Origin of the sequence: Shewanella sp. H8 (genome assembly GCF_040285065.1) — a bacterium.
Taxonomy (GTDB): Bacteria; Pseudomonadota; Gammaproteobacteria; order Enterobacterales; family Shewanellaceae; genus Shewanella; species Shewanella polaris.
The window spans coordinates 4,317,385-4,333,260 of sequence record NZ_CP157213.1; the positions used below are offsets into that span (position 1 = coordinate 4,317,385).

Consider the following 15,876-nt stretch of genomic DNA (forward strand, 5'->3'; position numbering starts at 1 on the left):
GAGTTAATCTTTACTCTTTAAGGTCAATGATACAGCGTCCAGTCATTTCTTTCGGGATGCTTTGGCCCATCAAGGTTAACATAGTTGGCGCAATATCGCTTAAGCGTCCACCATCTTTTATTACCGCATCACGGCCGACATAAAGGAAGGGTACTAAGTTACTGGTATGCGCCGTAAATGGTTGCCCTGTAGTGAGATCTTCCATTTTTTCGGCATTACCATGATCAGCCGTAATCAAGCATTCGCCATCCACTTTTGCTAACGCTTCGACGACCCGACCAATGCAGGCATCAACTGCTTCACAAGCTTTAACTGCGGCATCAAAGTTACCGCTATGGCCGACCATATCACCATTTGGATAGTTACAAATGATCACATCATATTTTGTAGATTCTATCGCAGCGACCAATTTATCGGTTAATTCTGCTGAGCTCATTTCCGGTTGCAGATCATATGTAGCAACCTTAGGTGACTGAATTAAAATACGATCTTCACCTTCGAATGGCTCTTCTTTGCCGCCATTGAAAAAGAAAGTCACATGAGCATATTTTTCAGTTTCCGAAATACGCAGCTGAGTCTTATGCAGGTTTTGCAGGGTCTCCCCCAAGGTATTGACTAAATCACTCGATGGATAAGCTACCGGTGCATTAATGTCTGCAGCGTAGTCTGTTAGCATCACAAAGTTGATTTTTGGCATTTTATTACGTACAAAACCGTCAAAATCAGGATTGACAAAACTGCGAGTAATTTGACGAGCACGATCAGCGCGGAAATTCATAAAAATCAGTGAATCGTTATCGTTTAATACCGCAGCCTCACCTTGAGCATCAACAATTGCAGAAGCTTTAACAAACTCATCATTTTCATCACGAGCATAAGCTGCATCCAATGCTTCTGGCGCCGATGTGTAAGTGAATTGGCTTTTACCTTCGGTAATTAATTCGTAGGCTTGTGATACGCGATCCCAACGATTGTCACGGTCCATCGCAAAATAACGGCCAATCATAGATGCAATGCGGCCATGACCTAATGAGGCAAATAGCTTATCAAAATGTTCCAAGCTTTTTTTAGCACTACGAGGCGGTGTATCGCGGCCATCTAGAAAAGCATGTAAATACACTTTAGTTGCACCACGCTCAACGGCCATACGGCACATAGCTTCAATGTGGTCTTCATGACTGTGTACACCACCAGGGGACAATAATCCCATAATGTGAACCGCACCATTGGCGGCGATGGCTTTATCTACGGCGTCACAAAGCACTGGATTTTTTTCAAACTCATGGTCAGCAATTGCTTTACTGATTCGAGTGAGCTCTTGATACACAATTCGGCCCGAGCCAATATTGATATGACCCACTTCAGAGTTACCCATTTGACCATCGGGTAATCCCACATCAATCCCAGAACCTGAAATAAGACTATGAGCATATTTTGCATTAAGTTTATCTAAAACAGGAGTCTTGGCACTGAAAACTGCGTTATATTGCGTATCTTCACTGTAACCCCAGCCATCAAGAATAAGTAATGCGAGTGGACGTTTCTTTGTCATTTTGCAAGTACCTTTTTAAGTTAAAAATAGAAGTGTTAGAAAATTTTAATTGAATTAATATTACTACTTATCGATAGTGTGCAAAAGGCATATAGGTTTGAAGATATAACTAAAGCAACGAATAACAATAGGTCAGTTGCCAATAACTCGACTTAAACCGTTTATTTTAGGTGTTTCTTTAATGAAAACTGCCGAGCAAAACGATATACTCGGGGCCATCTCATCTTAGTCATCGTCAGAGAAATCAATAATTATGCAAGAATATATGGAATTTTTTAAAGCTAACCCAATGTTAAGTTTAGCGTGGGTCGGCTTGTTTGTAGCACTTGTTGTTAGTGTCATTAAATCTGGTACATCAAAAGTGAAAAACGTCAGCCATCAAGAGCTAACACTCATGGTGAATAAGCAAGATGCCAAAGTTGTTGATGTACGTAGTAAAGAAGAATTTAAAAAAGGCCATATTGTTGATGCGCTTAATGTGACCCTAACAGAAATCAAAAATAATCAACTCACTAGTCTTGAAAACCTCAAAACTAGCCCCATTATATTAGTATGTAACTCTGGTATGACATCTGGACAAGCAGCTCAGCTACTGACTAAACAAGGGTTTGAAGCCGTGTTTAATCTAAAAGGTGGCATGGGCGAATGGCAAGGTGCAAATTTACCCGTGGTTAAAAGTAAACGTTAATATTATTGATTTATGATATTCAGTGTTAACCAATTTGGTTATAGGTTAAGACGGTTTATTATCAAGATTTTGTTCGTTATCATTTCTCGAGCTGGATCAACTTTACGGGATAACACTAATGTTAGATTAACGTTTTCATTAGGTGTGATAGCCCAACACAATTAGCTTCACAGAAAAGCTAAATAACATTGATAGGTAGGAAATTATGGCTGAAGTAGCAAACAACGAAGCACAAGCACCACAGTTTAACATTCAGCGTATTTATACAAAGGATTTGTCTTTTGAAACACCAAACAGCCCTGCTGTTTTCCAGAAAGAATGGAACCCAGAAGTAAAATTAGATTTAGATACTCGCAGCAACAAGCTGTCTGACGACACATATGAAGTCATCTTATCGTTAACGGTTACGGCTAAAAATGGCGAAGATACTGCTTTTTTATGTGAAGTTCAGCAAGCGGGTATTTTCTCAATTGTTGGTTTAACTGAACAACAACTTGCACATTCTTTAGGCGCATATTGCCCTAACGTATTGTTCCCATACGCACGTGAATTAGTGGGTAACTTAGTTGGTCGTGGTACTTTCCCACAACTAAACCTTGCTCCAGTTAACTTTGATGCTCTATTTGCTCAGTACGTTCAACAGCGTCAAACTGCAGCAACTGAAGAAGCTACTGCGTAATTTATGAATAACGCTGCCGAAATTACGGTATTAGGGGCGGGGTCTTATGGCACCGCCCTTGCTATTTCTTTAGCCAGTAACGGCCATAAAACGTTGCTTTGGGGTCACGATCCAAAAAGCATGAAAGTCTTAGCAGATAGTCGCTGTAACGAGCGTTTTTTACCTGGTATTCAGTTTCCTGATTGTTTAGCAATCGAACCGGATTTAGGTAAAGCTCTCGCAGCAAGCCAAAATATCTTAGTGGTCGTTCCAAGCCATGTATTTGGTGATGTACTCAAACAAGCTAAGCCATTATTACGCAAAGATGCCCGGATTGTGTGGGCGACCAAAGGGTTAGAGCCTGAAACAGGTCGTTTATTACAAGATGTTGCACGCGAGCAACTTGGAGAACAATATCCGTTAGCGGTATTGTCTGGCCCTACGTTTGCTAAAGAGTTAGCTGCCGGTTTGCCTACCGCCATTTCTATTGCAGGGACTTGCCCGCAGTTTACTAATGATTTGGTTGAGTTACTCCACAGCCCAAAACGATTGCGCGTTTATGCTAATGACGATTTTACCGGCCTTCAACTCGGTGGCGCGGTTAAAAACGTGATTGCGATTGGTGCCGGCATGTCCGATGGCATTGGCTTTGGTGCTAATGCACGTACAGCATTAATTACCCGAGGTTTAGTCGAACTTAGCCGTTTAGGCGTCGCCCTCGGCGCCGATGCCTCAACCTTTATCGGTATGGCTGGTTTAGGTGATTTGGTATTAACTTGTACCGACAATCAATCGCGTAACCGTCGTTTTGGCTTGGCATTGGGCCAAGGTAAAGATGTCATAACCGCGCAAGAAGAAATTGGTCAAGTAGTCGAAGGTTACCGCAACACTAAAGAAGTGTTTACCCTAGCTAAACGCCTCGGAGTAGAAATGCCGATTACAGAGCAAATTTATCAAGTGTTGTATCAAGGCAAAGCACCCGTTGAAGCAGCAAAAGAGTTACTTAGCCGAGACAAAAAGTCTGAAACACTCAAAAAATAGTGCAACTGATCGGCTAACTTAACCGTGAGTAGATACCAAAAAGGATGCTAAAATAGCATCCTTTTTTGCATTTAATGTTTATCAATTAAACCCAAAACAACCAATTTTAACGTGTGGAGTATAGCGTGGAACATCATGATGTAATCATTATCGGCGCCGGTGCGGCAGGATTAATGTGTGCTGTTACAGCGGGCTACCGAGGTCGTGATGTGTTGGTATTAGATAACGCCAAACAAGCGGGTAAGAAAATTATTATCAGTGGTGGTGGCCGTTGTAACTTCACCAACCAAAAAGTTGAACCACAGCAGTTTATTTGTGGTAATTCACACTTTGTAAAATCGGCATTGGCGCGCTATCGTTCAAGCGATTTTATTGAATTGGTTGAACGTCATGGTATTGAATACCATGAACGTGATCATGGACAGTTATTCTGTAATGACTCCGCGAAAGAGATCGTTACCATGTTGACGACCGAGTGCGAATGGGCAGGCGTTAAAATTAAGCTACGCACCGAGATATTATCGGTAAATAAAACCGACACAGGATTTATTTTAACCAGTTCAAATGGTGACTTTAGTTGTGAGTCGTTAGTGATTGCTACTGGCGGTTTGTCCATGCCCAAATTAGGTGCTACGCCTTATGGCTACAAGCTTGCTGAGCAATTTGGCTTAAAAGTATTACCTACCAGCGCTGGCTTAGTGCCTTTTACTTGGCATGCAGATCAAAAAATCCGGTTTGAGCCATTGTCAGGCATTGCAGTGCCAACCACTATCACGGCACAAGATGGCACCCAGTTTAGTGAAGCCTTATTGTTTACTCATCGCGGCTTGTCAGGCCCTGCGGTGTTACAAATTTCAAATTACTGGCATCCCGGTGAAGCGATTTCAATCAATTTACTACCCGGTGAAAATGCATTAGATAAAATTGAATTTGCGCTTAAACATCATCCAAAACAAAGCCTACGCAATACCCTAAGTCAGTGGTTGCCAAAACGCTTGGTTGAAGCCCTATTTGAAGAGTCTCAACTGGATAAAGCCCTCAATCAATTAGGACACGGCGAACGTGAAAAATTGGCTGATGAACTCAATAACTGGTCAATAGTAATGAACGGCACCGAAGGTTATCGCACCGCAGAAGTAACATTAGGTGGTGTAGATACCAATGAACTGTCATCTAAAACCATGCAAGCGAACAAGGTCTCTGGATTATACTTTATTGGTGAAGTCATGGACGTAAGTGGTTGGTTAGGTGGATTTAATTTCCAGTGGGCTTGGAGTTCTGGTGTTGCTGCTGGGCTGGCGGTTTAGTTGTAAGCGTGGAATTGGAGCGAAGACAATTGCGGTGGGCGGCTTACATAGTATTGTTTAATAAAAATGATGGAATTAAACAAAGACAATCATTTAAGATTCAATAGCTAATTTGTTTATTGTTATTTAACCCTAAAAGATTGTCTAAAAATGAGTAATTACTTACCACAACAATAAATACAATGATATTTTACCGTCAATAGTAATTAAGTCATCTTCAATGACGTTATTTACTGCCCGCCTTCTGCCGATATATCAATCACGAAAAAATGCCGAGCTTGATGGGGCTAATATTCATGCTTATGATCTCAAAAATGAACATAAGTTTACAAACGGATCGATTTGTTGGTTCCTTTAATGTTGAATTGCCCAAAAATAGTACATAATATTACCCTACGCCATACCATTTTAACTTTATAGTGTTAATTCATAGTGTAATTTTTGATGCTTTAATCATTAGATTCACACGCCTGCTCTTAGATCCGTGAAGGAATTATTGAAGAATGTTAAAGCTAAAAGTTACTTCTTATGCTGCATTATTGGGCTTGTTCACGAGCTCCACAGCCATCGCTGCCGAGTCGACCTCTCTGGATCTAAGTCTACAAGAGTTGCTGAATGTTGAAGTGACCTCTGTATCAAAACAAAAGCAGCCTTTATCTAACTCACCCGCTGCTATCTATGTAGTAACGAGTGAACATATTCGTCATTCTGGGGCAACCTCAATCCCGCAAGCTCTTCGCGATGTGCCCGGACTTCATGTAGCACAGATTGATTCGCAAAAGTGGGCTATCAGTAGCCGTGGGTTTAACGGCCGCTACAACAATAAATTATTGGTATTGATGGATGGCAGAACCCTCTATTCACCCGTATTTTCAGGCGTCTATTGGGAAGTGCAAGATACACTGATGGCCGATATTGAACGTATTGAAGTGATACGGGGCCCTAGTGCGGCTATGTGGGGAGCGAATGCTGTAAATGGTGTTATTAATATTATCACCAAACACAGTGCGGACACTTCTGGCGGTTATGCAGAACTAGGCGCCGGTGATTATGAACAAGGATTTGCAGGTTTTCGTTATGGTTCGACATTATCAGATAATGCAACATCAAGGGTGTATGTAAAAGGTCATAGTAAAGACTCTCTTGAGCATGATCAGCAGGATCTCGGTGACTATCTTGTGGGGCCTTCTGCAAGTGTTGATAAAGATAACGACTGGACGCACCTGCAAGTCGGGGGCCGCGTTGATATAGAGCTTGAGACCGGCACAAGCCTAATGTTGAGCAGTGATTGGTATCGCACTCAAATGCAGCAGACATCTTATTATCCAACATTAGTTGGCCCATCATATATTGAATATAATAATGATGAAGTAAACAGCGATGGCTTTAATCTGTTATCAAAGTTCACCAAAGCGCTATCGCCAACTTCTCAATATAGTCTGCAAACTTACTACGATTATGCAAAAAGAGACGATGATTGGTATGGTTTTAGTAGTGAAACCCTTGATATTGATTTCCAGCATCAACTGCTTTTAGGGCAAAATCATAATATTGTCTGGGGACTAGGTTACCGCTTCATAAATGACGATTTTGACAAAAGTACGATTATTGTTAGCAGTAAGTCAGCATCAACTCGAACTAATTTATGGAGCACATTTGTTCGTGATGAGATGACGTTAATAGATGATGAATTGTGGCTTACTTTAGCTGCGCGTGTTGAACACTTTGATTACACAGGCTTTGAAGTTCAACCCAATATTCGATTAATGTGGCAGTTGAATAAAAAAAATAATTTGTGGGCCTCTGTATCTCGCGCAATCAGAACACCATCTAGGGTAGAAAATAATCTATCGGTTAACGCACAAAATATACCGCCTTCGGTTGAGTCTCCATTGGTCAGTATATGGGTGGCTGGTAACGAGGATTATCAATCTGAAGAAATCATTTCCTATGAATTGGGTTACCGTGTTACACCTGCAAAAAAATGGTCATTTGACTCAACAGTATTTTATAACGATTATAGTCAACTCCGCAGTGCTCTCACCAGCACAACAGATTTCAGCACTTTTCCTAATTATATTTCGCAATACTTAACATTTGGTAATGATCTCAAAGGACATAATTATGGCTTCGAGTTCTCTTCTATGTGGGTTGCAACCGATGCTATCCAATTCAAACTGAATTATAACTTTATTCAAAATGAGTTTGGTGAAAATCAAAGTCAAAATACTGATGCTCCAGAACATATGTTGTCGACAATGATGGACTGGAGCATTACTGATGATATCGATCTTAATCTAGTGTGGCGATATATGGGTGACGCTTATGTTATCAATACCAATGACCTTAGCACTAAGACCATTGATAGCTACCATGGTGTAGATATTGGGTTGCACTGGGCAGTTACTCCTGATGTATTGTTATCGGCATTCGGAAAGAATTTACTTCATCCTGCTCACCTTGAGTATGAAGGCGAGAACTATCAATTCCCTTATAGAGTTGGGCCGAGTTATTACGTTAAAGCAAGCTTAACTTTTTAAGCTTACAATCATGAAAAAAACCTGCTTTAACCGAAAGTTATTGTATTCATTATGGATGATGGGAATCGTCTTGCTTCCGCGTACCTCTATGGCGGAGGATGCGTTCGAATTAAAGGCCGCGTTGACTTATAACTTTGCTAAGTTTACCCAGTGGCCTGAATCACGACTCAATGGAATGTCTACATGGAAAATCTGTTACTTCGATAATCAATATCACGATAGTTTTATGGGGCTTGCTAATAAAAAATTGACCACTCAGCCTGTCACCGTTATTCAATTATCAGACATCAGTAAAATAGAACAGTGTGATGTGGTATTTATTGATGCTAATTCTAGAGGATTAACACATCGTTTGTTATTAGCAGTAGAGAACAAAGCGATTTTAACGGTTTCAGATATCTCGGGCTTTGAAATGCAGGGCGGGATGATTGAAATTGTCGAACAAGATAAGCGGTTATATTTCAAGGTTAATATGCAAGTGTTAGAGGCATCAGGATTAAAAATCAGTTCACAAGTATTAAAATTAGCACTCGAAGTTAAACGATGATGAAACGTTATTTTCCTAATAACATTATTATTTATCCGCTCATTCTAGCCATCTAAATCTCCCTCAATAACGTTACAATTTTATACCCAAAAGAACAATACTCACGGAAGTAGCTAACCTTTAGGCTTAAATGATGAGAACGTACACAGCTCAATGGTGCCAATATTCATGCTCATGTTCTCAAAAATGAATATAAGTTTACAAACGGATCAATTTGGTGATTGTTTTAATGTTGAATCACCTAAAAATAGTACATAATCTTACCATATGGCATACCCTTTTAACTTTAAAGCAAAAATTCATTGTGTAACTTTTGATACGTTAATCAATTGACATGTATCCCCTTAGATTTGTGAAGGAACCATTAAGAAATGTTAAAGTTGAAAGTTACTTTTTTGGCTACACTATTTGTTTTTATAGTCAGTTTCACTGCCATCGCAACCGAGTCAAACTCTCTGGATCTCAGTCTGCAAGAGTTGATGAATGTTGAAGTTACCTCAGTATCAAAACAAAAGCAGCCCTTGTCTAACTCGCCTGCTGCAATCTATGTCGTCACAAGCGAGAGTATTCGTCGCTCTGGGGCGACCTCAATCCCCCAGGCTCTTCGCGATGTTCCTGGGCTACATGTTGCGCAAATTGACTCACAAAAATGGGCCATTGGTAGTCGAGGTTTTAATGGTCGCTATAACAACAAATTATTGGTGTTGATGGATGGCAGAACCTTGTATTCTCCAGCATTTTCAGGTGTCTACTGGGAGGTACAAGACACACTCATGGCCGATATTGAACGCATCGAAGTTATTCGGGGGCCAAGCGCTGCGATGTGGGGCGCCAATGCGGTTAACGGGGTCATTAACATTATTACCAAACACACTGCGGATACCCTAGGTGGCTATGCTGAACTTGGAGCTGGAGATTATGAGCAAGGATTTGCAGGATTTCGTTATGGTTCTACATTATCCGACAAAGTGACCTCGAGAATATATTTAAAGGGTCATGAAAGAGATTCATTTGAGTTTTACCAAAGTGATGTAGATAGTAGTTTGCACAGTGTATTAGACAGTGTGAGTAAAGATAATAGTTGGCAGCACCTGCAATTTGGGGGACGTGTTGATATACAATTAGAAACCGATACCAGCCTGTTTTTCAGCAGTGATTATTACACCACTCAAATGCAACAAGCATCGAATATCGCATCTCCAGAGGCGCCGTTATACCGCGAGTTTTATTCTGACGAAGTTAGCAGCGATGGCTTTAACCTGTTATCAAAATACACTAAAGCGCTCTCAGCAACCTCTGAATATAGTGTGCAAACTTATTACGATTACGCAAGTAGAAAAGAAGATAGGTATGATATACGCAGTGATACCTTTGATATTGATTTTCAGCATCAATTAATTGTTGGGCAGAATCATAATATTGTTTGGGAATTAGGATACCGTTATATACAAGATGAAGTAGACTCTCGTTTGCGCACTTTTTTAACCAGCAGCGAGCCAAACCAAACGAATACTGATTTATGGAGTGCATTCCTCAGTGATGAGATAATGCTTATTAAAGACGAGTTGTGGCTTACTCTATCTTCGCGCTTTGAGCACAACGATTACACTGGATTTGAAGTTCAGCCCAACATTCGTCTTATGTGGCAGTTAGACGCAAAAAATAATGTATGGACCTCTATCGCTCGCGCAATAAGAACCCCCTCAAGATTAGAAGATAATATTTCAGTAAATGCGCTGAATGTTCCGCCTTCTGATGTATCTCCATTGGTAAAAGTATGGGTGTCAGGTAGCGACAATTTTGAATCAGAAGAAATCATCTCATACGAGGTGGGTTATCGTTTTATTCCTGTAAGCCAATGGTCTTTTGATACTACTGTGTTTTATAACGATTATGACAAACTGCGCAGCACCTCAATTGGTGAAACCGATTTCAGTACATTTCCTAATTATATTTCGCAAGATACCGTATTTGAGAATAACTACGATGGGTATAATTATGGGATCGAGTTGTCTTCATTGTGGATTGCCTCCGATACACTTCAGTTAAGGGTTAACTACAGCTTCATTAAAAGCGAGTTTGGTGACAACTCAGCGCAGAATACTGATGCACCAGAGCATATGTTATCGACCATAATCGATTGGAATATTACTGACGATATTGACGTTAACTTTGTATGGCGTTTTGTCGATGACACGATTGTTATCAGCGAAAACAACACAAGCGAAAAGACAATCGATAGTTACAACAGCGTCGATATTGGACTGAGTTGGGGAATTATACCAGATGTTACACTGTCGGCCTACGGGAAAAATTTACTTCATCCAACCCACCTTGAGTATGAAGGAGAAAGTTTACAGTTTCCTTATCGAGTAGGCCCCAGTTACTACGTTAAAGCGACCTTAACTTTTTAAGGCCGAAACCATGAAAAAAGCTAACTCGAGTCGACAGTTACTTTATTTATTATTAGTTATATTTGCTCTGCTTCCGCATGCATCTATAGCCCAGGACTCGTTTGATTTAAAAGCAGCGTTTACCTATAACTTTGCTAAATTTACTCAGTGGCCAGAATCGCGGCTTAATGAAAAATCTCCATGGAAAATTTGTTTCTTTGGCAATCAATTTCACGACAGTTTTATGAAACTGTCCGATAAAACATTGGCGAATAAGTCAATCACGGCTATTCCGTTACTAGAAACAAGCCAAATAGAACAGTGTGATGTGGTATTTATAGATGCGAATTCTAGAGAGTTAATTCGTCGTTTGTTTTTGGCTGTCGAGAATAAACCTATTTTAACGGTGTCAGATATTTCCGGTTTTGCAGTGCAAGGAGGCATGATTGAAATCGTCGAGCAGGATAAGCGATTATATTTCAATATTAATAGTAAGGTGTTAGAGGAATCAGGCTTAAACATCAGTTCACAGGTATTGAAACTAGCACTCGAGGTTAAGCGATGAATTTAATGAATTTTGCATCAATTCGAACCAAGTTAATTGTTTCAATGCTAGCGATCGCTATTCTTGTCATTGTCATCATCTCTACATCCTTAATCACTAAGCAATATGCCATTACTAAAGAAAAGGCAGAACAAAGCTTAGCGGTGTTAAGTGATATTGTCGCGAGCAATAGCCTCTCAGCGGTTATTTTTAACGATCCAGTTTCAGCTGAAAAAACCTTATCGGCACTCATTGCACAACCCGATATCGTCCATGCGGCTATCTATGATATTACAGGTAACGAATTTGCTTTATATCAAGGTAGTGATGCTTACCAAGTAGAAACGGATCGGCAGGAATTAATCAACATTGTATCTTCTAAGAAAAAGTTGATTAAATTTAACCGTGATAGTGCTTATTCTTATACCCCTTTGATCTCTGAAGGCGAGATCGTGGGCGTGTTACAAATCACCGATAATATGAAATCACAATCCCAGCAACTGGATGATTATTTAATTCTGGTTGTTTCCACAAGTGTATTTGCTTTTTTTGCAAGTTTATTGGTTATGTTTTGGTTACAGTCTTTATTCACCAAACCGCTCAATACGCTTTTACATGTCATCGAGCAAATCTCAAATAAAAAAGACTATAGCCAGCGCGTGAGCATCAAGTCTCATGATGAGTTCGCTCAACTGGCGCAAAGTTTTAACGTAATGATCGCCGAAGTGGATGCTCGAGGTAGACAACTGGAAGCCATCAATCATGATTTAGAAAATCGTGTTTCAGAGCGCACCTTTGAATTACAACAGACACTCGAGCTTGCCAAAAAAGCGAATCATGCAAAATCTGAATTTTTAGCCGTAATGAGTCATGAGATCAGAACACCGCTAAATGGCATTATTGGATTTTCAGATTTATTGACGTCTTTTGAATTAACTAAAGAGGTTTCCAATACGGTTCAAATGATCAACGATTCAGCCCAAACATTACTGGTGTTATTAAATGAGGTACTGGATTTTTCTAAGATTGATGCCAATAAAATGGATTTAGACATCAGAGAGTTTAATTTAGCTGATCTTGTCACCTTTACATGCCAATCTCATAAAGTTACCGCACAGAAAAAGAATCTTGATTTTGATGTTGTCATATCGCCATTAAAGCACATAAATTACTTAGGAGACTCTCTCAGAATACGGCAAATTATTAATAATCTTATCTCAAACGCAATAAAATTCACTCGTCAAGGCTCTATTGTTATACAGGTGAGCGAACACGTTGAAGCATCAGATACTTTCATTACATTTACGATTAAAGATACTGGGATTGGCATAGCGACAACTAAATTAGATACGATTTTTACTCCCTTTATGCAGGCGGATAACTCTATCACACGAGAGTTTGGCGGAACGGGCCTTGGTTTAGCCATCTGCCAGCAATTAGTTGTATTAATGAATGGGCGTTATGGTGTCGAAAGCACTCTAAATGAAGGCAGTGACTTTTGGTTTAGCATCCCGCTTGTGCCTGTAGACAATGCACTCCCTGCTAAAGAAGTGTTTATCACTAATGATAGCGTAGAAGGGGTGTACAGGAAGTCGACAGTGCTTGTTGCAGAAGATAATGCGGTCAATCAATTGGTAGTAAAAAGTTTGTTAGAATCTTTGGGACATCAGTGTGAAATTGTCAATAATGGCCAAGAAGCTATCACTCGAGCGAAAGAGCAAAAATTTGATATAATCTTTATGGATTACCATATGCCGTTAGTTGACGGAATAGTTGCCACGGAAGCGATCACTAAGCTAGGTGAGAGTTGTATTAATCATCAAACACCTATCATAGCCCTTACAGCAGATATTCAACCCAATGTTAAAAGATTATTTCGTCAAGTTGGTGCCAAAGATACACTTTTAAAGCCTTTTACCCGCCAGAATTTATCAGAATGCTTAAATAAATGGGTATTTGAACCAGCAAGTCTCCCCGAAAATGTCGATGCAATTGATGACCAGGAACCCTTGGTGTTAATTGATGGCCCTCTTAACGACATCTATCAAATCTCTCCTGATGGCTCAACGGATTTGGTGAAGAGTATCGTGGATATGTATTTACAAAACACGCCAGAATTAATTACTAGTATTATTAGAGGATTAGAAGACAAAAATACTGATCAGGTATTTAAATCTGCACATTCACTAAAGTCCAGCTCGGCCAATTTAGGGGCGATAAAGATTCAGACATTAGCGAGTCAAATAGAGTTATTTGCACGTAATGACCACTTAAGTGATGCTAATAATCTCTCGGATTCCTTGTTACCGGCATTTGAACAAACAACTGCAGCATTGTTACTAAAATTGGAGGGGTATATCTAATGGAATTAAATACTCTTCAAGATGTGGTGTTAATTGTTGACGATGATCCCGTCATTCGACTGCTAATGCGTCGGACACTGAGTCAGTCTGTGGGTAAGATTATTGAAGCCTGTAGTGGAGAAGAAGCCATAGAGCAGTTTTCCAAGCATTTACCAGATCTAATACTACTCGATGTATCGATGGATATGATGAATGGTTTTGAATGCTGTTCTGTCATTCGCTCATTACCCGGAGGGGATAATGTCGCCATTATTATGATTACCGCCTTAGATCAGCCTCAAGACATTAAAAAAGCCTTCGATGTTGGTGCTACAGACTTTATGACAAAACCCGTTCAGTGGCCGCTGCTTAGCCATCGAATCCATTATGTTCTTAAAGCCAATAAGACGATAAAGGAATTAACTAACAGTAAAAACAAGCTTGCCAAAGCACAAAGTATTGCCCACTTGGGCTCATGGGAGTGGGATTTTAAATCCGATGCATTAGACTGTTCTGATGAAGTTTATCGTATGGTTGGTTTGAAGCCTCAAGAAGTTAAAATTACGCTGCCTTATTTGCTAGAAGTTGTTCACCCTGATGATCGGAGTTTCTTAAAGACAACCGTCATGGGGGCCTTAAAGGCCAAAAAACCGTATGATATAGAGTATCGTATTTTACATAGCAGTGGCGAAGTGATTACTCTGCATGACAGAACAGATATCACTTATCATTTTGGTGAACCACGCCTTAACGGCACATTACATGATATCTCCAATAGAAAAAAATCAGAGCAAGAAATAGCCTATTATGCATTTTATGATACGTTAACAGATCTGCCCAATAGACGTAAGTTTCTTATGCAATTGGACTCAGCTATTGCTTTAGCAAAGCGGCAAACAACCAAATTATCATTACTGTTTATCGATTTAGATCACTTCAAAAGAATAAATGATAGCTTGGGGCATCAAGCTGGCGATCAATTATTATGTGAAGCAGCCCAACGTATTAAAGATTCTGTACGTATATCGGATCAAATTAGTGTGGGAACTAGGCTTGAATATGAAAATGAAAATGATCATCTTGCCCGCTTGGGTGGTGACGAATTCACGCTACTGTTATGTCAATTAGAGCAGCTTGAAAATGTTGCTATTATTGCTCAGCGAATTCTTGATTCACTCTCCAAGCCCTTCTTTATTCAGGGTCAGAAAACGTTTATTTCGGCAAGCATAGGTATATCCTTTTATCCAGATGACGGTGCTACTGGCGATGTATTATTGCAACATGCAGATACAGCCATGTATCAAGTCAAAAATAATGGAAAAAATAGTTACCAACTGTTCTCACATGAGATGCATAAAGCATTAATGGACCGACTTCAACTTGAAGCCGAACTTCGAGAAGCCGTAACCTTAGGTAACCAGCTAGTTCTTTATTATCAGCCACAAGTTAATTCAATTGATGGGAAAATTGTTGGATACGAAGCATTATTACGTTGGAACCATCCCACAAGAGGCTTGTTAGCACCTATTGATTTCATTGCTATTGCTGAAAGTAGCGGCTTAATTATTCCCATCGGTGAATGGGCTTTACTTGAAGCATGTAAAAAAGCAAAAACAATGCATGCTACAAATGTGAATTTTGAGCGTATGGCCGTCAACCTATCTGCCTTACAATTCAATCATGCAAACATATTAGAACATGTCACAAACGCACTGCTTGAGACTGATTTAGCACCCAACCTACTCGAGCTTGAAATTACTGAATCTGCCATTATCAGTAATATAGAAGAAGCTATCCCTTTACTGTTTAAACTCAAAGAATTAGGTTTAAAGTTAGCGATTGATGATTTTGGAACGGGTTACTCTTCATTAAGCTACTTGAAGAATTTTCCCATAGATACATTGAAGATTGATAAATCGTTTGTAGATGGAATTGTCAATAATCAAAAAGATGCGGCTATCGCTCGTACAATTATTCAACTCGCGCTTAATTTAGGTCTCAGTACTATCGCTGAAGGTGTCGAATATATAGAACAACATGAACTACTTAAGACTATGGGGTGTAGTAACTTCCAAGGTTACTTATTTGGTAAACCCTTACCTCAGGAATAGCATAGTTTGGTATGCGGTGTTTAATATAGGTTAATGGCAGTAAAGCACCCAATTTACAATAAGCGCGTTAATGCCTATCGCAATTTAGTACTAGCCCTGATTTATCAGACTCGGGAATATTTGGTGTCTACACAAGATAGAACCATGGAGTTT

At 39.8% G+C, this 15,876-nt stretch carries 11 protein-coding genes; 10 read left to right on the forward strand and 1 reads right to left on the reverse strand.

The annotated features are described in order from the left end of the window. Positions 1-10 precede the first annotated feature (10 nt). A complete protein-coding gene (gpmM, locus tag ABIS04_RS18865) occupies positions 11-1,552 on the reverse strand; it encodes a 2,3-bisphosphoglycerate-independent phosphoglycerate mutase (RefSeq protein ID WP_350432062.1) in 1,542 nt (513 codons plus the stop codon). Positions 1,553-1,805: 253 nt separating this feature from the next. Between gpmM and ABIS04_RS18870 the strand changes: the two genes are divergently transcribed. The 10 genes from ABIS04_RS18870 to ABIS04_RS18915 all read left to right on the forward strand — a co-directional run bounded on the left by ABIS04_RS18870 (position 1,806) and on the right by ABIS04_RS18915 (position 15,723). Then, complete coding sequence (locus tag ABIS04_RS18870) at positions 1,806-2,240, forward strand: rhodanese-like domain-containing protein (protein ID WP_350432064.1); 435 nt, start codon at positions 1,806-1,808, stop codon at positions 2,238-2,240. 205 nt (positions 2,241-2,445) lie between these two features. Then, positions 2,446-2,919: a protein-export chaperone SecB gene (gene secB / locus ABIS04_RS18875; protein ID WP_140235392.1), complete on the forward strand. Its 474-nt coding sequence runs from the start codon at positions 2,446-2,448 to the stop codon at positions 2,917-2,919. A 3-nt stretch (positions 2,920-2,922) separates the two neighbouring features. After that, positions 2,923-3,939 carry an NAD(P)H-dependent glycerol-3-phosphate dehydrogenase gene (gene gpsA / locus ABIS04_RS18880; RefSeq protein ID WP_137224433.1) on the forward strand — a complete coding sequence of 339 codons (1,017 nt, stop codon included), beginning with the start codon at positions 2,923-2,925 and terminating at the stop codon, positions 3,937-3,939. Positions 3,940-4,064: 125 nt separating this feature from the next. Further along, on the forward strand, positions 4,065-5,246 hold the full coding sequence (locus tag ABIS04_RS18885) for an NAD(P)/FAD-dependent oxidoreductase (RefSeq protein ID WP_350432067.1): 1,182 nt from the start codon (positions 4,065-4,067) through the stop codon (positions 5,244-5,246). Between the two features lie 503 nt (positions 5,247-5,749). Continuing rightward, on the forward strand, positions 5,750-7,786 hold the full coding sequence (locus ABIS04_RS18890) for a TonB-dependent receptor (RefSeq protein WP_350432069.1): 2,037 nt from the start codon (positions 5,750-5,752) through the stop codon (positions 7,784-7,786). A 10-nt stretch (positions 7,787-7,796) separates the two neighbouring features. Then, positions 7,797-8,333, forward strand: a complete 537-nt coding sequence (locus ABIS04_RS18895; RefSeq protein ID WP_350432071.1) for a YfiR family protein — start codon at positions 7,797-7,799, stop codon at positions 8,331-8,333. Between the two features lie 371 nt (positions 8,334-8,704). After that, the gene (locus tag ABIS04_RS18900; protein WP_350432073.1) at positions 8,705-10,747 is read left to right on the forward strand and encodes a TonB-dependent receptor; all 2,043 of its coding nucleotides are present in this window, start codon (positions 8,705-8,707) and stop codon (positions 10,745-10,747) included. 10 nt (positions 10,748-10,757) lie between these two features. Then, positions 10,758-11,291 (forward strand): YfiR family protein, encoded by a 534-nt coding sequence (locus ABIS04_RS18905; protein WP_350432074.1) that lies wholly within the window; start codon positions 10,758-10,760, stop codon positions 11,289-11,291. Beyond that, the gene (locus ABIS04_RS18910) at positions 11,288-13,633 is read left to right on the forward strand and encodes an ATP-binding protein (protein ID WP_350432075.1); all 2,346 of its coding nucleotides are present in this window, start codon (positions 11,288-11,290) and stop codon (positions 13,631-13,633) included. The genes ABIS04_RS18905 and ABIS04_RS18910 overlap by 4 nt, the downstream gene beginning before the upstream one ends. Continuing rightward, positions 13,633-15,723 carry an EAL domain-containing protein gene (locus ABIS04_RS18915; RefSeq protein ID WP_350432076.1) on the forward strand — a complete coding sequence of 697 codons (2,091 nt, stop codon included), beginning with the start codon at positions 13,633-13,635 and terminating at the stop codon, positions 15,721-15,723. Before ABIS04_RS18910 ends, ABIS04_RS18915 begins: the two co-directional genes overlap by 1 nt. Positions 15,724-15,876: the final 153 nt, after the last annotated feature.

Coding starts and splice junctions, on each gene's coding strand:
- gpmM (WP_350432062.1), bottom strand. CDS start 1,552: ATGACAAAGAAACGTCCACTCGCATTACTTATTCTTGATGGCTGGGGT.
- ABIS04_RS18870 (WP_350432064.1), top strand. CDS start 1,806: ATGCAAGAATATATGGAATTTTTTAAAGCTAACCCAATGTTAAGTTTA.
- secB (WP_140235392.1), top strand. CDS start 2,446: ATGGCTGAAGTAGCAAACAACGAAGCACAAGCACCACAGTTTAACATT.
- gpsA (WP_137224433.1), top strand. CDS start 2,923: ATGAATAACGCTGCCGAAATTACGGTATTAGGGGCGGGGTCTTATGGC.
- ABIS04_RS18890 (WP_350432069.1), top strand. CDS start 5,750: ATGTTAAAGCTAAAAGTTACTTCTTATGCTGCATTATTGGGCTTGTTC.
- ABIS04_RS18895 (WP_350432071.1), top strand. CDS start 7,797: ATGAAAAAAACCTGCTTTAACCGAAAGTTATTGTATTCATTATGGATG.
- ABIS04_RS18900 (WP_350432073.1), top strand. CDS start 8,705: ATGTTAAAGTTGAAAGTTACTTTTTTGGCTACACTATTTGTTTTTATA.
- ABIS04_RS18905 (WP_350432074.1), top strand. CDS start 10,758: ATGAAAAAAGCTAACTCGAGTCGACAGTTACTTTATTTATTATTAGTT.
- ABIS04_RS18910 (WP_350432075.1), top strand. CDS start 11,288: ATGAATTTAATGAATTTTGCATCAATTCGAACCAAGTTAATTGTTTCA.
- ABIS04_RS18915 (WP_350432076.1), top strand. CDS start 13,633: ATGGAATTAAATACTCTTCAAGATGTGGTGTTAATTGTTGACGATGAT.